The organism is Actinacidiphila acididurans (assembly GCF_016918855.1).
Classification (GTDB): domain Bacteria; phylum Actinomycetota; class Actinomycetes; order Streptomycetales; family Streptomycetaceae; genus Actinacidiphila; species Actinacidiphila acididurans.
Window position 1 is genome coordinate 169,639 of record NZ_JADKYB010000010.1, and the last position, 18,925, is coordinate 188,563.

Genomic DNA, 18,925 nt, shown 5'->3' on the forward strand with positions numbered 1-18,925 from the left:
CGGCAGACCCGTGGATCTCGGTGGCCGCCTGCGGGGATCGGCTGCCACGATGTGGCTGGCGAAGCCGCCCGCAACGGTGCGGCAACCCAAAGGCAAGGGAGTCGTCCATGCTGCTGCGGCCCGGGGTCACCTGCGAGAAGGCGATCAAGTTCCTCGACGACCTGGTCCATGGCGGGCTCAACGACGTCCGTAACTCCGTCCCGTATTTCGCCCAGCCGACGCTGGCGGGCGTGGATCCCTCAAAGCTGGCCGGGCCAGACCTGGTGGTGACGCTGCGGCAGTACGCCCAGTGGACCGCGACAACCGCCCGGCAACTGGCGGGTGTCTTCGCCGACCCGGCGGTGCCGGCGCGGCTGCGCGGCGAGCACTACAGCCACATCGTGCACAGCCCCCTGACGCCCTACCGAACCGCGCTGCTGCTGCACTGGGAGTTGGACGAGCTGGCGACGTACTTCATGGAACTGCAGAACCAGATGCGGCAAACCGTGGAGGACTACCGCAGCTACCGGCAGCGTGTGCTGGTCGTGGACGCGAACACCCTGCTGCACTGTCAGCGCTTCGACAAGATCCCGTGGTCTCGGGTGTGCGGGAAGGGCCCAGCGACGCTGGTGATCCCGCACGTGGTGGTGGAGGAGATCGACACCAAGTCCTACTCCGAGGGCAGCGAGAAGATCAGGAAACGGGCACGCGGGGTCTACGAGCTGCTGGGCGACGTCCTCAAGGGCCTGTCCACCCACGGCCGCTTCGAACTGCACGACGGCACCCACGTCCAGGTCCTACGCGACGAGCCTGGGCACCGACGCCTGCCGAACAACGACGACGAAGCCGTGGCCCGCGCGGCCCACCTGCAGCAGGCCATCGCACCGCGCCAGATCACCGTCATCACGCGCGACAACGGGATGCGCGGCAAGGCCATGACCTGGTCCCTGCCCTGGGACTTCCCACCGGACAAGTACCTGATCCCCGAGGACGGCTTCGGTGCGAAGCACCGCAAGGCGAACCTTGCAAGCATCAGCGTCGACGTACCCGAGGACGGTAACGACACCTAAAGGATGTTGCAGAAGAGTGTGGCCAGGCAGGTCGGGGCCTGATTGTGGGTCGGCGTGGTCATGCGCTGAGGGTGAGGTTGTGCATATGGGTGACGGCCTGGACGGGGCCCCTCTGATTTCGAGATGACCATCGGGGATCACACCCTGAACATCGGCCCCGTTCACCTGTTCCACACCCGCGTGGTCGCCGACAACGGCCGCCAAGCCATCAACGCCCTCAACTCCGGGAAGGCCGCAGGAACCAAGGTGGTCTTCCGTCCCCGCAACGGCGAACACTTCCGCCTCTTCCACGCCGAGATTCCCGACGACGGCACCCCCTTGGTCCCTGCTCCCTTGGGCCTGCCCGGCTACAACGATCCGTCCTGACCACGGGCGCGCCTGGGAACGCGCCGCCCCAGCGTGGGTCCAGACGCCAATGGTCACAGATGTTGGAAGCTCATACCTGCCGCGCGAGGGCATCGGGGGTGAGATAGCGACCGGAGATTGCTGATCTGCCGTATACGTCACCAAGCGCAGTGATCCACCCCGAACGCCGTGCCTGGTGAGCGACTGGACTAAGGTCCGTGTGTCGGGCGCTCAGTGGGGGCGTGCCGGTCCGGCCCTGTGACGTGCCATGGTCCCTGGTGCTGCGTTAGTTTGAAGTTGGGTGTGGGGGCAGGGTGTACGTATCTGAGGTGCTGATCGAGCGTTTCCGGTCCTGTGAGCGCGCTCGGATTCCTTTGCGGCAAGACGTCACCGTTCTCGTCGGTGAGAACAACGCCGGCAAGTCCACGGTCATCGACGCGCTGCGACTGCTGACTGATCCTCTGGACGGCAGGCGATCGCGGTATTTCGAAGAGGGCGACCTCATCCGTTGGGCGACGGCGGAGGCCAACGGTCCGAGCCTGCAGTTGGACGTGGCCGACATCGTCCCCGCGCAGAGCGGCGCCTACCTGGAAGCGCTGGTCCACCAGAGCGGATCTACAGACAAGCGCCTGGCCCGGTGGCAGGTGTCCTATACCCCGCCGCAGGCCAGCAGTCGCCGCGGCAGCACGGTGTGGGTCCAGGGCGCAGGGCAGCCGGTATCCGGCGAGCTGAGCGCACGAGGCGGAGTGCGGCACGTATACCTGCCTGCCCTGCGGGACGCCGAAAGGGAATTGGCCTCGGCGGGTGGGGATCGAGTAAGAATGATCTTGCGCGGTCTGCTGGGCGACAACCAGCGCGTCGACGCATTCGTGGAGCGAATCGCCGGCCAGATGAAGGGGGTCGCTGCCGACAGCGATGTCACAGCGGTCCGGGACAAGATCAACCGCCCGCTGGGTGAGCTGACGGCAGGGGCCCATCCTCAGGAGAGCGACCTGGGCCTGGCGGAGCCGACTTTCGCGTCGATCGCCCGCTCGCTGCGTGTGCTGTTGGGTGACGCCGGTACTGCCGCGTCTCCGTTGGCGGCATCCGGCCTGGGGTATGCCAACACGTTGTTCATTGCCACGGTGATGGCCGAGTTGGACGCGGCCGCGGAGGCGGACTTGACGGTGCTGCTGGTGGAGGAGCCGGAAGCCCACCTCCACCCCCAACTGCAGACGCTGCTGCTGCGCTATCTGCGGCGCCGTGCCCACCAGTCACGAGAGAAGCAGATCCAGGATCCCTCACAGCCTGCTGGCCACATCCAGATCGTGGTGACGACCCACTCCCCCATCTTGTCTGCTGCGGCCAGCGTGGAGGACCTAGTCGTGATGACCAGGTGGCGGGCGAAACCCTCCGATGGATGGCAGGCACGGCCCTTGCCCGTACCCGAGCTGAATTTGGACAGTCGCCAAGTCCAGCACCTCGATCGCTACTTGGATGCCACCAAGAGTGCCCTGCTGTTTTCTTCCCGGGCCTTTTTGATGGAGGGACTGTCCGAGTTGCTGCTGCTGCCGGCGTTGGCGACGCGGGTGCTGGCCCCCCGCCCAGGTGCCGCTGAAGGAGAACAGCAGGCGGCGTTTGAGGCTTTGGAACGGTTCTTCGGCACGACCCGGGTGATCGTCGACGGGGTCGGCTTCAAGGTGTACCTGCAGGTGCTGCTGGCACCGGTCGACGGGGTCTGTCTGGGCCGGAAGGTCGCGGCGATCACCGACACCGACGTCGGTCTGGACGAACCAGAGCCCGAGCGGCTTCAAGCCTTGCGCGATCTGCGCGAGAGCTGGAAGTCACCCGGCAAGCTGCACCTGGCTCTCGCTCCGCGCACCTTGGAGCCGGCGTTGTGGTGCGACGGCAACCGCGAAGCCCTCCGTCAGGCCTTCCTTCGCTGCCCAACCAGTTCCCAGTCCCGGTGGGACGCAGTGCTGGCCAGCGCCGATCCCGCGGTGGCCTTCGGGGAGCTCTTCGTGGCAAAAGCCAAGCGGACAGCCGATGAAACCGGTGAGCAGGCTGTAGGTACGGCGATTCCCAAGCCGGTCTTCGCGCAGGAACTCGCGGACCTCCTCGATGATCCGGCCGTGCCGTTCACAGTCCCGGATTACCTGGCCGACGCCATCCGCTTCCTGTGCACCGACGCCGCAGGCGACGGCCAAGTAGCTGCGCGGTGACGGCCACAGACGAGCCGACGCTGGCCGAGTTGCAGGAAGCTGCCGCAAGCCAGCAAACTGCGGCTGCTGCCGCGGTGGGTTCGGCCTACATTTCTGCTTGTCCGGGTGCCGGCAAGACGCACGTGGTTGCAACACGCCACCTGCAGTCCCCAGCGCAGCCGCTGCGGTCCGGGCGTGCGCTGATCTCGTTCACACGGGTGGCCAGAGATCAGATGGCGCGCCGGTGCCGCGAGGCCGGACGCAGCGATCTGGTTTTGGCCCCACACTTCATCGGGACCTTCGACTCCTTTCTGTGGGATTTCCTGGCCAAGCCTCTTCGCCCAGCGGACCCTGCGCCACGGTTGCTGGAGTCGTGGGCAGGAGTCAAAGCGCAGGTGAAGCTGGACCGTACCGTCAGCCTCGGGCAGATGCAGCTGACGCTGAATATCACCGGTGACTCCGTGCAGGAGTGCGTGGCCTGGGACCTGCTCGACTCCGACACCCAGCGGATGCTGAACAGCAGCAACCGCAGTCGCAATCAGTGGGAGCAAGCAGTCCTGGCCGCCCGCAATGCCTGGTGCCGTCGCGGCTACTACACCGGGCACGAAGCCCGCTACCTGGCCCTCCGCAATATGCGCAGCGCTGAGAAAGCCCAGTGGCTGCTGCCTCCCCTGAAATCCCGGTTCGCGGAGGTCATCGTCGACGAAGCGCAGGACTGCTCTGGTGCCGACCTGGCGATCCTGGAGCTCCTGCACGACGCAGGGCTACCGCTGGTCCTTGTCGGCGACCCTGACCAGGCCATCTATGCCTGGCGCGGAGCCGAACCCAAGGCCCTGCAGGACTTCGCCCGGCGCATCAGCGCCCGCGAGATCCCGCTGACCGGAAACCGGCGCAGCACCCCCGTGATCTGTCGGCTCGCCAGCACCCTGCGCGCAGGCCCCCGCCCGCCGGACATTGCCGTCGTGCGGCGCGACCTCATACCCGTCGCGGTGTTCCCCACCCGCTTCGCCCCTAAAGGCGGCCAGCACCTGCACGCCACAAGCGCCAACACCGTCATCGAGGCCTTCCGCGATCACGCACAGCAGCACGGCATCGCGGCAGACCAGTGCCTACTGACCGCGCACAAGTACGCCACCCTGCCTGGTGCAAGCCGGGAGCGGCCAGGCGCCAACCCCCTGACCACCTTGGCATGGGCCCACTCCGTCGTTCACACCCCCGGGGCCGACGCCAACCACCTCACCCGGGCCTGCGCTACCGCAGCCCGCGCACTCATCGGCTACTGGTTCCCACAGGAAGCGAGCAGCCCCGAGGGGATCTGCGCCGACCTGGGCATACCCGTCAGCCGCCTGCACCGCACGGCTTTCGCCTTCCTGTACGACCTGCCGACCCCCCACCCGGGATGGAGCTCGGACGTGTGGCAGGCGATGAAGGCCTGGCCGCCCTTGCCCGGTGCCGCGCCGCAGGGCGGCAAGGGCCGGCTGGCCGGCACACCCACCATCCCCCGGGCCACCGCCGATATCGGAATGCGCACCGCCATCGTCCATCAAGTCAAAGGCGACGAAGCCGACGCTGTCCTTCTCTTCCTCCCCGACGCGGACACCGTGCAGCGCTGGACAACCTGCGATCCCAGCACCGACGAACAGCTGCGGATCTGGTACGTCGCCGTCACCCGTGCACGGCGCCTGGCCGCCCTGGCCGTACCCGAAGACCAAGCTGCGGCCCTGACCCGTTTCCTGGCGGCCCGCGAGGTGCCCCACCAGATCCGCTGAGCAACGACGGACTCCCCGGTCCCCTAGACACGAGTTCTGCCGTACAGTCCACGATCCTGGCTGGCGGCCAAGAGGGTCGCCTGCCATCTGGGCCTGACTGCGCTCATCCCATCGGGGATTGGAGCGGAGACGACGGGTGCCACGACTCGCGATCGCCTGCGCGCTGCTCGATGATTTCCCCAGCCGTGTACCGGAGCTGAAAGGTGTGGGCGTGGTCGCCTTCCATCCAGTACAGGGTCATGGCTGAGAGCATGCTCTCCTTCACCACACGCGTACGAGGGGTCCTGGAAGTCTCTTGATCAAGGATCCATGCCTCGACCTGCTCTGGCAATCCGAACGTCAGCGCGTAGGCGGCGGGGTCTTCCAGGGGCCGGATCTGCCATACCGGGTGCGGTCTTGCGCCGCTGAGTCGGCGCAGTCGGACGGAGTGAGTGGGGTGCTGTAGTGCGTAGCGCACGAAGCCGTACAGGTCGTCGGTGGCGAGTCCGAGAACGAACGGTGCGGCGGGGAACGCCAGGACAAGCCCCAAAGTGGAGCGGCTACGCAGGCTGTCCGCCAGTGTGTCGAGTGGAGCGGTGACCTTAGGGTCCGTGACGACCGGCTCCTCCCGGAGGTTCAGCAGAGGCCCTCTCAGGTAGTTCCGGATCTTGTGCATGGTCGGGAGATCGGCTGCCGGCATCGCAAGCATCGCCGCATGAATGTCCTTTGCTGCGGTTCGTACCAGATCACGTAATTTTTGGAAGTCCGGCACGGACAGGTCCACGAGCGATATCTGGTGAGCGAGGGCAAATTCCTGGGCGTCCCTGCTAAACCCGGAGGTCGAGAAGATGGCGTAGCTGTATCGGTACTGAGTTCTCGGACGGCGCGGACCCGAGTGCGTCGAGACGGTGGTCATGACGTTCTCGTTGACGTCGTGCACGACACCATGGCCGTTACGGACGGTAGAGAGCCGCACCTTGGTGCGAGTGAACTTCGCCTCCACGAATAGGCGAATGGGAAGGGAGAACGGCGGCACATACCGGAACTGGCCAAGCGTGTCGGCTTGGTGCCAGGCTCCGCGACCACGCACCACCAAGCCGTGGTTGCCTCTCTCCAGCACCTTCCACGGCGCCTGCTCACCGTCGTCTTGCGCGGTGAGCACTTCGTACCCGCTGGAGCGCAGCAGCCAGGCCAAGACTTCTTCCAGAATGTACCCGCGCAGCGCACCTTCACCGATCACGATCGGACCCTAGCTGGGTATTGCGGGCCTGTCACAGCCTTCCCAAACCCGGGCGCAGTCCGCGCCCGGGCCCGGACCGTCTAGCGGCACTGGAGTCGGCGAGGATGCTCGGCGGCCGATTCGTCACGAACGTCCACCAGCCCAGGCCAGAGACGCATAGGTTCCATGTGTGGCCGGCCGACCGCTCCCCGAGGCCTCCCGCTTGTCTTGAACCCCATCGCCATACGCAGCGACCCGCCTGGGGCCGCATCAAGCAACCTTCGCCCCGTTGACGAGGGATCGAGCATCGGGGCGGTCGGCTGGTCAGAAGCGCTACCGTCATCACGTGGAGGCAAAATAGTGCGGCACCCCGTTGCCCGTCCTGCGATCAGTCGATGACCTGCACTGCGATGGTCCTCTCGCGGCGGGAGGAGGATGGGAAGCGTGTTTGTCGAAGCGTGTGGCAGCGCGGGGATCAGCATCTTTGGTGGGGTTGGAGCGATCGTCCGGACGAGGAGCTGGAGATCTGCCCTTACCCTGAACACTTCGGTGCCTGACAATGGGGTGCAGAGGCGTACTGATGCGGCGTCAGGCGACCTTTGCTCTGGCGACGATTTCGCGTAGGCGCTTATCTTGGGTGTATTTGTTCCGCCAGATGGTGTAGCGGCGGATCTTGCTGCCCTGCTCCTTGTGGCTGGGGTGGTCGGTGCCGTCGAGGGTGAAGTAGCGCAGGGCGGTGAACTGGGCTTCGATGCGGTTCAGCCATAGCCGCAGATCCACTGCAGCGGGTACGTCTCGCCGGTGTTCACCCACTGCCCGGTCTGGGCGGCGGCGGGGGTGACGGCGGCGGGGGCGGCCGCTTCTACGCCGCATGCCCAGAGGCGCCCACCGCTTCGTGGTCTTCGAAGTACCCGACGTCGAAGGCACCGAGGGCGAGGCACACCTCGGTGCCCTGGCGTGGTACAAGGCCGCGCTGGGGGAAGCCGTCTTCCCCTTCAGTGGCGAACATGCGATCAGACGACGTCGTCCGGTACCCAGCCGGGTGGGACCTTGGGCAGGCCGATCAGCGCGTCGATGCCCAAATGCTCAAGGAGCAGGGCTTTCAGTTCTCGGCCGTTGATGAGGTGAATGCGGCCCATGCGGTGGGCGAACTCGTGACTAGATTTGCCGTACCAGGAGGTGGCGACCAGGATGCTGTGGCTGGCGCCCACGTCGTGCATCGTGCTCCACAGCGAGCGCACGGTGTCCACCGGGACGACGTTCTTGGTGCGTTTGGCCTGAATCGCGAAGTGCGTGGCGACCAGTGCGTCACGTTTGACTGCAACAGCGTCGATCCCGTCGTCCCGTGAACCCTGGGTGCGCCAGGTCTCGTAGCCCATAGCCTCGAACAGCTCGCGCACCAGCCGCTCGAACACGAAAGGATCCATCTGCAGCAGGTCCGGACGGGAGTCCAAGCCGGTGACGGCCGCGGCGTCAGCAGTGATCCGGTAACGCGACAAGTCGATCTCGACCACCGGGGGTACCGGCTCCAAGTCGTGCGGATGCTCGGAGACCACCGCGCCAATGCCGCGCAGACACCGCTGCGGATCCAGACCGGGCTCGTCCAGGACCAATGCCTCAACGTCCGCACGGCGCGCCACCACACTGATCACACACGGCCGGACCCCCCGGCCGGTCGCCGGATCAGTCGCCGACACGAACCCGTTCAAGGCGATACTGTCGACCAGCGCCGCCGGCGTCATCGAGAACACCTCATCCAATGCTCGCAAGGCCAAACGCGCCACCAAGGCGCGATAGTGCTCACGTACTTCGGCTTCCTTGCGGGGCTGCGCGACGATCTGCGCCCGCCGCGCCACGAACCGGTACTCCACCACCGCCGGCACCACTCGCAGGCCCGGCAAGTCGACCTTCAGCGCCACCTCCCGAGCCTCGGGCGCATACCCGGCCTCCACCGCATCCCGGCAGCCAGCCGGCACCGGAGAGCCGCGCAGCACTTCCTCCACCGTCTCAGCCAAACCCTGCGGCCCCCGCTCCACAAGAGCCTGCTCAACGTCGCGGTACCAGTCGTCCAAGACCCTGGGGCGCCGCAGCAGGACACCGTCCAGATCTGCGAGCTGCTGCGCGACCTCCTGAGTGCGCTCTTCGGCCTCCTGGGCCAACCTGGCGACGCGTACCTGCTGCTCCGTCTTCTGACGCTCTTTTTCCGCGCGCAAACGCTCGCGGTCACGCGCCTCGGCGTCGCGTTTACGCTGGCCCTCCCGCTTGGCCAAGTTGGCTTCAATCCGGGCTACCTCCCGAGCCCGCTCGGCCTCCTGACGCTTGAGCAGCTTCTCACCCTGCGCCGCCAGCCGCGCCTGCTCAGCCGCCGGGCTAGGGGAACGCTGCGCACGCCTCGACCGCGCCGCAGCACGCTGCTGCGCCTGCTGTTCACGCCGGGCCTCGGCCAGCTTGGCCTCCTGCCGCAGCCGCAGCGCCTCCGCCAACGCCTCCGCCACCGACCGACGCCGCGCCACACCCCACCCCCGGATCACCAGCCCTCGACACCCGCACAACTCGTGCGGCTGCCCCTACGGCTCTACCCATCAGCACCGTTGAGGAATCTCTGTGAGTAGTCACCCCCAAGCCAGCTCAAGGCCACCGCCACACAGTGCACTCGGTCACCCCCAGCGCGTCGGCCTAGAATCCGACGCTGAGGGGCCGACCGGGACACTCCGCGACCGGCCCCTTCGTCGCGTCCCGGGAGGCCTCGCGCAGTCGGCGAGTTCAGGCCGCGATTTCCGGAAGACTGCCTCAAAGCGGTCGAGGGTCTCGTCATCGACCTGCTGGAAGAAGGCGTTCTTGTCACGAGTGAGTTGGTGAGCCGGTCCGACGTGGTCGAAGTCCCGGGATTCTTCTGCTTCTCCCGCGCGATCCCGATGCGTCTGAGAATCGGGAGGGGAAGCGTCAGGGTGATCAGGTCCGCCTCGTTGATGGTGACCTCGGTAGCCCTGTTGTGGAGCCAGAGGTAGTCCTTCGACCTCATCACCCGCACCCCCGACGGCCGTACCACCGCCTACCAGATCAAGAGCCACCAGCAACGGCCCGGCCCTCCCCTCAGCGCCGCCGCCGGCCCTCGTCCCAGGACCGCCCTCAACCACACCCGCCGCCCGCGCTGCCTGGCCACCACAACGGCGAGCAGCAGACCAGCCCCGGCCGGAAGGGGCCGACTGTTGGCCAGCAGGCGGGCTCCGTGCCGGGGCCCTGGTCGCTCGAGCCGGGCCCGGCTATACCCTTGGCAGCACGTGGGCCCCCAACACCGTCCTTTCGGTGCGGAGGCCCACGTGTGTTTCCGGTGGCAGCCGTGGTCTTTCCGCCGACCGAGGGTCAGGTGCGCTGGCGCGGCATGCGCGTCCGATACACGAGCGGGATGCCGAGGCGGGCGGCCACAGTTTTCTCCAGGGCGGAGACGACATGGCCGGGGGTGGCGTCATGCAGCGGGATCACCCAGTACTCGACCCACTCGTCCCGCTTCGACGTGCTGCCGTTGATGTGCTGGCTGAGCCTGGTCGCGGCGGCCCCCCGGTTTAGGGCCCGGGTGGGGGCGGTCTTCCCGCAGTAGCAGGCGTTGCCGTTGCCGTTGACCGCGATGTAGATGGCCTTGTCCTCGCAGCCGGAGTCCTCGCCGATGGGGATCGGCTCGGGCTGCAGTTCGACGAGCCACTGCCCCGCGAGCCGCGCGAGCATGGCGTACCGGGCATCGGTGATGGCGACGACGCCGGCCCAAGCGGTGTCGGTCATCAGCGCGGCTCGCCCTCGCAGATGCGGGCGAGATCCTTGTCCATGAAGTTGAGCTGCTTGAAGGACGGCTCCACGACGGTCCAGGAGAGTTCGGTGGTGGTGCCGTTCTCCTTGCGCAGGTCGATCAGGACATCGAGGTTGGTGGCAGCCTTGGTGAGAGACGCCTGGAAGGCCGTGAGGGCCCTGTCCTCAAGTTCGGTGGCTGTGGGGTCGTTCTGGTAGCCCTCGGTGTCGAACCCGTGGTTGGCGGCGAGGCGCAGGTGAGCGTTGAAGTCGCTGCCCTTCCAGTCCTCACGCTCGACGAGGTGGCCATCGGCCCACCACCGCGGGCGCAGACCAGCCCGGATCCGCTTGATCGCGTCGGCGAGTACCTGCCGGCCCTCCTTCATGTCGAGGACGGTCTTGACGACCGCGCCGACGCCGAGGCGCATGACCTTGATGCCGCCGACCATCTGCTCGGCGGAGCCGCCGGGGGCGAGGAGGTAGCCGCTGGTGACGAGGGTGACCATGGCGAGCACGCCGAGAAGCAGCCGGGCGGGGATGTCCTCGTTATCAGCGCGCTCGAGCAGGTCGTCCACGGCCTGGTCGTTGTCGATGTTCTCGACGGTCCACTCGTGGTCGGTGAGGGTCTGCCACAGGCAGCCGGTGTCCAGCGCGGTGCGCACGGGCGCCATCTTCTCCTTGGGAAGGCTGGAGTACGAGCGCAGGCCGAGTTCGACGATCGGGCCGCTGCGGTGGGTGACCTGGAGGCGGCGCTTGTCGAGCTTTGCGGCCATGATCGCGTTCAACCGGGGCTCCTTGCGGGTGAGCTGCTGGACAACGAACGTGAACCGCAGGTCACGGAAGTCGGGGTTGAGGCCGAGGGACTTCATGGCGTCGGTGACATCGGCGCGGCCGAGGAGGACGTCCCTCACGGCCTGGTCGCTATCGCCGAGCTCGCCTGCATCGAACAAGGCGGTGACGATCTCCTCGGCGGTGACGCCGTTCTGCGAGGACGCCTCGAACGGCTTCACGCCGACGTTCATGCGCATCAGCAGCGAGCGGATCGCAACGGGGAAGCGCCGCATGCCCATGGCCGGGTTGTCGTCGGCGTAGCCGACGATGACCTGCACCGGGACGGTCATCGCGTTGAGGACCCTGGCGGCCTGGTCGCGCTTGGCACGAGCCGCCCTGCTCGTGCCAGTGGCGGCGTTGATGTCGCGGTGGGCGTTCTTGACGACTTCCCGGACTAGGCGGTCTCGTTTGGATCAGCGGGCGGACCAGAGGAAGATGCCTGCGATGTGGAGTCCGGCCAGGTAGATGGTCGCGGTCTTGTCGTAGCGGGTGGCGATGCCGCGCCACTGCTTCAGGCGGTTGATGCACCGCTCGACGGTGTTGCGTTGCTTGTATGCCTCCCGGTCGAAGCCCGGTGGTCTGCCACCGGCTTGTCCGCGCCGCCTGCGGTTGGCCTGCTGGTCGGCCCGTTCGGGGATCACCGCTGTGATGCCGCGTCTGCGCAGGTGGTCGCGGATTGCGCGGGAGGAGTACGCCTTGTCGGCCAGGACCACGTCGGGTCTGGTGCGCGGCCGCCCGATAGGGCGGGGAACCCGCAGGCGGTCCATCACCAGCGGAAAGGCCGGTGCGTCACCGGCCTGGCCCGCGGTCACGACGAAGGCCAGGGGCCGGCAGTTCCCGTCTGCGGCGAGGTGGACCTTGGTGGTCAGTCCGCCGCGGGACCGGCCGATGGCGTGATCGTCCGGCTCGCCGGCCGGGACCCCCTTTTGCGGGCCCCGGCCGCGTGCTGGTGCGCGCGCACGATCGTGGAGTCCACCGAGACCGCCCAGTCCAGGTCCTCATCGGCGTCGGCCTGAGCCACCAGGGCGGTGAACACCCGCTCCCAGGTGCCGTCCAGGGCCCACATCCGCAGCCGGTTGTAGACACCCCGCCAGTTCCCGTACTTCTCCGGCAGGCGCACCCACTGCGACCCTGTCTGGAACTTGAAGGCGATCGCATCGATCACCTCACGGTGATCCCGCCACCGCCCGCCCCGTCTGGGCGTTCGGTCAGGCAACAACGGCTCGATCCGCGCCCACTGCGCATCGCTTAACGGCACACCCAACCAACGATCAGATGATCTAAACGAAACGGCCTAGAACCCGCCGCTCGGAGAGGGGGAGCCGCATGAGGTGGGACGGAAGCAGACTGTCGGGGTCCTTGGCGTTGGTGGGGCGGATCGAGCTGGACAGGACCTTAATGTCGGTGGTGCAGGACGCCCAGCGGCTGTTGCCGTCGACGATACTCAGGTCGTCGTCGGGGTGGCGTCCGGATTTGAGGAAGGTGACAACGGCCGTCAGGGGCCGCTCCACGATGCGTCGACCGACTTCCTGCGGGTTGTTCTTCCTCACACTCTTGGACGCCCGGTCGATGGCGGCGAGGAGGTCGTCCATGGCGTCGGCGTAGACGAGGGTAGCGTCGGTGTCGTGCGCGGCGGGCATGGCCAGGACCCGCTGCTGATCGCTGGTGTCCGGGTCGGCCGCGTAGTGGGCCTCATCGAGGAGCCGATCGTTCTCGATCGCGGGGGACAGCATCAGCGTGTACGCGCGGTAGGTGAGAACGCTCAGCCAGCCGGTCTCGACGCGGTGGCGCTCCAGGCGTGCGCCGTGGAGGAGGCCGGGCTCGACCGCGCCGAACGCGATCCGGCGGACGGCGGCGGGGGAGATCTGGACGTCGGGGTGGCTCTCGAGGAACTTGATCGCCTTGGTGGTCTTGCTGACCGGCTCGACGCGGTGCTCGAAGGGTGTCGAGCGGTCACCGGAGCGGATGTCGATGACCTCGATGCCGTCGGTGTCGTCGTCCGAGTCGAGAATGGTAAGGGTGGCAGTGCTCACCGGGCCCCAATCGCATGGGCCGGCGCGCAGTCAACTCACGGCCGGTGATGGGCATACGCGAGCAGAGCGCCACCAAGCGCTACGCACCCGAGCCTGCCGCGGGGAGGACCGCAGTCCGTCTCTAGGCTGACCCAGCGTCGCTTCGGTGGCCTGCAGGCGAATCTGGGTACCCGCCCATGGGAATGTCCGGGCGGCGTACTCGACCCTTGCCGGTGGATATCGCGGTGTCCATCCGCTGCACTACAAGCCGCCCTCTGCGGCGGCGTGAGGGACAGTCTACGAGCATTCTCGCCGCTGCCAACTTGAATTGACGTTCCGTCGGTTCGGTAGTCGCTAGGGGCCTGATCTGGCGTAAGGCGAGCCGCGTCAACCGTCATGGGGGTGCCGAGGCCTGAAACAGCGGTGGCGGCGAAGGCCCTGAGCGGCGAAGCGACGGCAGGGCAAGGAACCGGCGGCGACCAGACAACAGAACCGAGACCGCCACCCTCCGGACAGAGCCAGTAGATGCCGGCTCCCCCGGCCGCTGGGCAGCGGCCGCACACGAACAGGAAATCCTCCGGGCCCTTACGTTCGGCTGGGCCACGGCCTCGAGTTGCGCGGTGGTGGCCGCGCCGACCTGGTACTCGTGGACCGCGTGGCGCAGAACCTCGGTGCAGGAGGCGCCCTTGCCCTTGGTGAAAAACTGCGAGACCAGCGACGGGTCGTGGTCGCAGCTCCGCCCGAAGGGCACCGAGATCAAGTCCTCATGACGACTCGTCCCATCTGGTGAGAATTGATTAGCTGTGGGGCCTTAGGGAAACTCTGGTGACCATGCAGGTCATGCCACCGACCGGTTCGCCGGTCCCGCTCTGGGCCACACCGACGCAACACCCGTCCCCCTCGAACAGCAGGTGTCGCAGTGGGCTGCCCTTGCCGGCTGCTCAGGAGCTGCTGTGCGCCGGTGGGTGGGTGTGCTGACATTCGATGTGCGGGTCTACAAGCTCCGAATCCGCTCCGGGCGGCGCCGACCGTTCACGGTGCGCTGGCGTGTCGGGGACCGGGATCACAGTGAGAGCTACCAGTTCGAGGCGCAGGCTGACGGTCGGCGCGCGGAGTTGATGACCGCGCTGCGACTGGGCGAGCAGTTCGATACCTTCACGGGGCTGCCGGTCACGGAGCTGCGGGCGAGGAATACGGTCACCTGGTTCGAGCACGCCGTGGAGTACGCAGCGGTGAAGTGGCCGCGTGTCTCGGCCAAGCACCGTGCGGGCATCGCTGACGCTCTGGCCACCGTGACGATGGCTCTCGTGAGGCCATCGTCGGGTCAGGCTCCGCCGGCCCTGCGCAGGGCGCTGCTGTCGTGGGCGTTCCGCATGGTCCGCGGCAGGGACGGGACGTGGACGCCGCGGATGAAGGTGGAGCAGGCCCCGGCGGAAGTGGCGCGTGGGCTGGAATGGATCGCGCGCCATTCGCTGTCGCTGGCCGAGGCCGCCAGACCGCACCGCCTCCGCGCGGTGCTGGCGGCGGTCTCGCGGAGGATGGACGGGAGCGAGGCCGCGGAGAACACCGTCCGGCGCAAGCGGATAGTGCTCAGCAATGCCCTGGTCTATGCCGTCTCGTGCGAGCGGCTTCAGGCCAATCCACTGCCGAAGGTGGACTGGCAGCCGCCGCTGACGGACATCGAGGTCGACTTCCGCTACGTGCCCGGCCCCCGCCTCGCCCGCGACCTGATCATCGCCGTAGGGACACAGGGGCTGCGGGGCGCTCACCTGGAGGCGTTCTTCGGCTGCCTGTACTACGCCGCGATGCGGCCAGCCGAGGCCGCAGCTCTGAACGAAAAAGACTGCCTTCTGCCCGGCCCGCATGCAGCCCCGGAAGCATGGGGGGAACTCGTCCTGGCCCGCAGTCATCCCGAGGCCGGTTCCGGCTGGACCGATGACGGCCGCCCTCACGACACCCGCGGACTGAAACGAAGAGCCCGTAACGCCACCCGCAGCGTGCCGATCCCGCCCGATCTGGTCCGCCTGCTGCGCGCTCACCTTCAGCGCTACGGCACCGCGCCCGACGGCCGGCTCTTCCGCGCGGTACGGGGCGGCCGCGTGCCCTCCACCGAATACTGCCGCATCTGGGCCACCGCCCGCCGCCGCACCCTCCTCCCTCGCGACGCCGAGACCCCCTTCGCGAAAGTCCCCTACTGTCTGCGCCACGCCGGCATCTCCCTGTGGATCACTGCCGGCATCCCACCCGCCGAAGCCGCCCGACGCGCCGGACACAGCCTCACCGTGCTCTACCGCATCTACGCCAAACCCCTGCGCGGCCACCAGCACCACGCCAACCAACTCATCACCGCCGCACTCCAGGACCTCGATCAAGACGTGAACGCTCACAGGACGTGACGGAGGCGGGCGGCTGCCGGACGAGAGGGCATGCCGGTCAGCGTCACTCCCGCACGATCATGGCCGCACTGGCCGATTTACACTGCCTCCCGTGTTGCCAACGTTGCTCCGCAGGAGGCAGGAGGCCGGTGTTCACCTTTGTCATACCCGCGTACAACGAAGAGCGGACCGTGGCGGCAATCATCGAACAGGCACGCACCGCGGCACGGCCGGGTGACCGCGTCCTGGTCGTCGACAGCGCCTCCACCGACCGGACGGCTGACGCGGCGGCTCGGGCCGGGGCCGAGGTGCTGCACGGACCGCGGGGCAAAGGAGCAGCGATGAACACGGCGCTGGCGGCCGTGCGCACGCAGTGGGTCTGCTTCCTGGACGCCGACCTCGTCTCCTCGACGCAGAACGTGCCTGCCGCACTGCGCAAGGCCGCAGACACCAGCAGTGCGGACCACGTGGTCGGCGATTACGAGTACGACTACCCCGGAACCATCCTCAGCTCCACGTTCACCATCTACGAGCCCCTTGCAGCCGCGCTGTTCCCGGAGGTCGGACACCTCGGCGCCAACTCCTTGACCGGTTACCGCGCGATCCGGACCTCCCGCATCCAGCACCCGCTTCCACCGGACTTCGCAGTCGAGACCTACCTCAACATCTCCCTCGCCCTCGCGGGAGGCACCGCGGAAGTCTGTCACCTGGGAACCATCACCAGCCGGTTCCGCCACAACGGCGGCTCCATGGCCCGCCAGATCGGCAGAGCCGTCCTCGACATGGCCGAGCAGTACGGCCGCCTGGAACCACACGACCGGCCCGCGTGGGACCGATGGCTCGAGGAAGGGATCGCCGCCATCACCCCCCAGACCGCCGACAGCGGACGATCAGCCACCCTCGCCCGACTGTTCACCGCGGTCCGCAGACCCATGCCGACCGCAAACCACGCCGAACTCGCTTGAGACCCCTGCCGGCGGCCCCGCCAGACCGAGGCCGAGGCCAAATACCGGACGCAGAAAGAGAGGCACGCGACCGCGCGGCAGCGCATGAAGGATGAGCCTCCGGCCGTGGCCGGGAAGGCCAACGTCCCGGACTTCAGCGGCGCGTCAGAGACAGAGCCCGACATGCTGGTGGCCCTTGCCTGTCAACCTGCCTCATCTTTGCTGTGCTCTGACCGCGATCCACATGTCGTGACCCCGGCTGGTGCAGTGAGCGTCCAGTGCCTGGTCCACGATCTGATCGTCCAGGCCAGGTTGGCTGGAGCGGCCGCGTTCGGTCTTCCCGACGGGGCGACGAGCTCCGGCGAGCAAATTTCTCGCCCGCCACCAGCCCACGGCAACAACGTCCTCCGCTTCCAAGGCGACCCCGTCATCGAGATGACGCGCCACCACCTAATGGTGTTGTCGGCCTCACCCGCGAGTGTGGACTCCTGGTATCCCGCCGTTTCGCGGTCTGCTGAGGTTGCCAGGACAACCTCATGCGTTCCGCGATCCGCACAGCCCTCGCCGGCGTCCTCGCCTGCACAGTGGTGGTCTTGACCGCTCCCGCCCATGCCGCCGACGCCCCGGTCGAGCACGGCGTCGCCCTCCATCAGGCCGTCGCGAAGCTTCCAGTAGCCGCCGAGGAGCGCACCGGCTACAACCGCGAATCGAGCTTCGGCGGCTGGATCGACGCAGACCTCAACGGCTGCAACACCCGTGCGGAAGTCCTACTCGACGAGGCGGTCACCGCGCCCACCGTGACCGGCACCTGCACGCTGAGCGGCGGGTCCTGGTACTCCTGGTACGACGACACCACCGTGACCGGCGCCCGCGCCCTCGACATCGACCACCTGGTCCCGCTCGCCGAAGCCTGGGACTCCGGCGCCTCGCACTGGACCAAGGCCCGTCGCGTCGCCTACGCCAACTACCTTGACGACCCACGCCACCTCGTCGCCGTCACTGCCCGGGCCAACCGGAGCAAAGCCGATCAGGACCCCGCCGCCTGGATGCCGCCGTCGGCCGGCGCCACCTGTCGCTACACCGCCGACTGGCTCAGCGTGAAACTCACCTGGGGCCTGAGCATCGACGCCGCCGAGCATGACGCCCTGGACGAGCTCGCAGCGGACTGCCCCGACCAGGACATCGTCTACAGCCCCGTGCCCTGACCGCGGCGGCTTCTCCACTCCGCGGGGATGAGCCTCGTCGACCGGCGGCAGCGGCGCCCCGGGCTGGACGGGGCGGCCTGCCGGCAACGCCGCAAGAACCATCGAAGGGATCAAGCTCATGCACTCCCGCAGGATGCTGGCACTCGCCGGCACGACCATCGTCGCCCTGTCCGCGGCGCTCGCCGGTGTCACGCCCGCCCGGGCCGTCCCGGCGCCAGCCGGAGCCGGGACAGCAGCCGTCACCGCACCGGCCCGGGACCAGATCCAGTGCCCCCGCGGATACGTGTGCATCTACCCCGACATCAACTACGGCGGCCAGCCCTACGTCAAACGCGCCGTCGACGGCAGCGTCAGGCACCTGCCCGACTACATCCGCGGCCACGGCAGCTCCATCATCAACAACAGCAGCCGCACCGCACGGGTCTACCAGAAGGACAACTACTTCGGCCGCCACGTGTGCGTCGGCCGCGACGGAGGCACCATCCACGACCTGCGCTCCTACGGCATGAACGACACCACCCACTCCCTGCGAAACAACGACACCCCCTGCGGCGCGTAGCCCCCACCAGGCCGCGCGGGATGGTCGTTCCCGGTCGGCCTCAGCCAGTGGCTGCCGGCTCCCGTAGCACCCGCGCCCGCCAGAATCCGGATCGCCGAAGCCGCCTGTCCCGGCGGCGCTTGAGCCCCCGGTGCCCGGTGAAGGCGGTGAGGCGGCGGTTTACAGCTTTTCCTGCTTGGCTCCCGGGGGGATCAGGCAGGGGGTGGACACCGCGAAGTCGAGGACGTCGGGGGACGTGTAGCCCGAGACGTCGACGGAGAAGTGCTGGTCGGGGCTGTATGCCTGCAGCACGACCGCGGGCTGCACCGAGTTGTCGTCACGGAAGCTCGTGATCTGATAGCCCCGCTTCTTCAGGTCGTCCCTGATCCTGGCGACCGCGCTGCCCTGAAGCGAGGGTGCCAGCCGTGCCTCGGCCCGGTAGGTGAGGTCGAAGCGGCCGTCGTTGACCACTTCGTCGTGCTTGCCGATGCAGTTGTGGAACTGGGGATCGATGCTCTTCTCCTGGATCCCGACCCCGGCGCTGCGGGCCATGGACTGCGTGAAGTGGGCTGCCCAGGTCTGCGCGTCCTGCCGGCTCATCCGCGGCAGCGGGGCGTTCTTGCCGCCGTCGTCCGATGACATACAGCCTCCCAGTGCGACGAGCGGGACGAGAGCTGCCGCGAGCAGCGGCCAGCGGAT

15 protein-coding genes and 1 pseudogene are annotated in these 18,925 nt (G+C 67.7%); 8 read left to right on the plus strand and 8 right to left on the minus strand.

The genetic code is table 11. The features are described from left to right. Window positions 1-107 precede the first annotated feature (107 nt). The 4 genes from ITX44_RS20075 (at window position 108) to ITX44_RS20090 (ending at window position 5,343) form a co-directional block, all read left to right on the plus strand. Window positions 108-1,049, plus strand: coding sequence for a PIN domain-containing protein (locus ITX44_RS20075; protein WP_205358673.1), 942 nt, complete (start codon window positions 108-110; stop codon window positions 1,047-1,049). A gap of 123 nt (window positions 1,050-1,172) precedes the next feature. Next, a complete protein-coding gene (locus ITX44_RS20080; protein WP_205358674.1) occupies window positions 1,173-1,415 on the plus strand; it encodes a hypothetical protein in 243 nt (80 codons plus the stop codon). Between the two features lie 308 nt (window positions 1,416-1,723). After that, window positions 1,724-3,595 carry an ATP-dependent nuclease gene (locus ITX44_RS20085; RefSeq protein ID WP_205358675.1) on the plus strand — a complete coding sequence of 624 codons (1,872 nt, stop codon included), beginning with the start codon at window positions 1,724-1,726 and terminating at the stop codon, window positions 3,593-3,595. After that, window positions 3,592-5,343 carry a UvrD-helicase domain-containing protein gene (locus tag ITX44_RS20090; RefSeq protein WP_205358676.1) on the plus strand — a complete coding sequence of 584 codons (1,752 nt, stop codon included), beginning with the start codon at window positions 3,592-3,594 and terminating at the stop codon, window positions 5,341-5,343. Before ITX44_RS20085 ends, ITX44_RS20090 begins: the two co-directional genes overlap by 4 nt. A 103-nt stretch (window positions 5,344-5,446) precedes the next feature. Here ITX44_RS20090 and ITX44_RS20095 read toward each other — a convergent pair whose 3' ends face one another. From ITX44_RS20095 to ITX44_RS20125, 7 genes and pseudogenes are all read right to left on the minus strand, one after another. Then, entirely contained in the window at window positions 5,447-6,562 is a 1,116-nt protein-coding gene (locus tag ITX44_RS20095) for a hypothetical protein (protein WP_307795389.1), read from the minus strand. Between the two features lie 567 nt (window positions 6,563-7,129). Next, a pseudogene (locus ITX44_RS20100) lies at window positions 7,130-7,306 on the minus strand (transposase); the annotation flags it as partial. 248 nt (window positions 7,307-7,554) lie between these two features. Continuing rightward, entirely contained in the window at window positions 7,555-9,036 is a 1,482-nt protein-coding gene (locus tag ITX44_RS42690) for a restriction endonuclease (protein ID WP_205358677.1), read from the minus strand. 868 nt (window positions 9,037-9,904) lie between these two features. After that, the gene (locus tag ITX44_RS20110) at window positions 9,905-10,318 is read right to left on the minus strand and encodes a hypothetical protein (protein WP_205358678.1); all 414 of its coding nucleotides are present in this window, start codon (window positions 10,316-10,318) and stop codon (window positions 9,905-9,907) included. Next, a complete protein-coding gene (locus tag ITX44_RS20115; RefSeq protein WP_205358679.1) occupies window positions 10,318-11,442 on the minus strand; it encodes a hypothetical protein in 1,125 nt (374 codons plus the stop codon). The genes ITX44_RS20110 and ITX44_RS20115 overlap by 1 nt, the downstream gene beginning before the upstream one ends. 123 nt (window positions 11,443-11,565) lie before the next feature. Next, window positions 11,566-12,416, minus strand: a protein-coding gene (locus ITX44_RS20120; RefSeq protein ID WP_372440949.1) for an IS5 family transposase whose coding sequence is annotated in 2 segments (ribosomal slippage) — window positions 11,566-12,068 and window positions 12,068-12,416 — 852 coding nt in all. Because the reading frame shifts where the segments join, the coding sequence is not laid out codon by codon here. A 16-nt stretch (window positions 12,417-12,432) separates the two neighbouring features. Next, window positions 12,433-13,185 carry a hypothetical protein gene (locus ITX44_RS20125; protein ID WP_236061120.1) on the minus strand — a complete coding sequence of 251 codons (753 nt, stop codon included), beginning with the start codon at window positions 13,183-13,185 and terminating at the stop codon, window positions 12,433-12,435. 950 nt (window positions 13,186-14,135) lie between these two features. On the opposite strand from ITX44_RS20125, the gene ITX44_RS20130 reads away from it, so the two are divergent. The 4 genes from ITX44_RS20130 to ITX44_RS20145 all read left to right on the plus strand — a co-directional run bounded on the left by ITX44_RS20130 (window position 14,136) and on the right by ITX44_RS20145 (window position 18,247). Beyond that, window positions 14,136-15,560, plus strand: coding sequence for a site-specific integrase (locus ITX44_RS20130; protein WP_205358680.1), 1,425 nt, complete (start codon window positions 14,136-14,138; stop codon window positions 15,558-15,560). Between the two features lie 128 nt (window positions 15,561-15,688). Beyond that, on the plus strand, window positions 15,689-16,504 hold the full coding sequence (locus ITX44_RS20135; protein WP_205358681.1) for a glycosyltransferase family 2 protein: 816 nt from the start codon (window positions 15,689-15,691) through the stop codon (window positions 16,502-16,504). Window positions 16,505-17,019: 515 nt separating this feature from the next. Beyond that, window positions 17,020-17,688, plus strand: a complete 669-nt coding sequence (locus ITX44_RS20140) for an HNH endonuclease family protein (protein ID WP_205358682.1) — start codon at window positions 17,020-17,022, stop codon at window positions 17,686-17,688. A 118-nt stretch (window positions 17,689-17,806) separates the two neighbouring features. Continuing rightward, window positions 17,807-18,247 (plus strand): peptidase inhibitor family I36 protein, encoded by a 441-nt coding sequence (locus ITX44_RS20145; protein ID WP_205358683.1) that lies wholly within the window; start codon window positions 17,807-17,809, stop codon window positions 18,245-18,247. Window positions 18,248-18,406: 159 nt separating this feature from the next. On the opposite strand, the gene ITX44_RS20150 is transcribed toward ITX44_RS20145, so the two are convergent. Beyond that, entirely contained in the window at window positions 18,407-18,868 is a 462-nt protein-coding gene (locus tag ITX44_RS20150) for a hypothetical protein (RefSeq protein WP_205358684.1), read from the minus strand. Window positions 18,869-18,925: the final 57 nt, after the last annotated feature.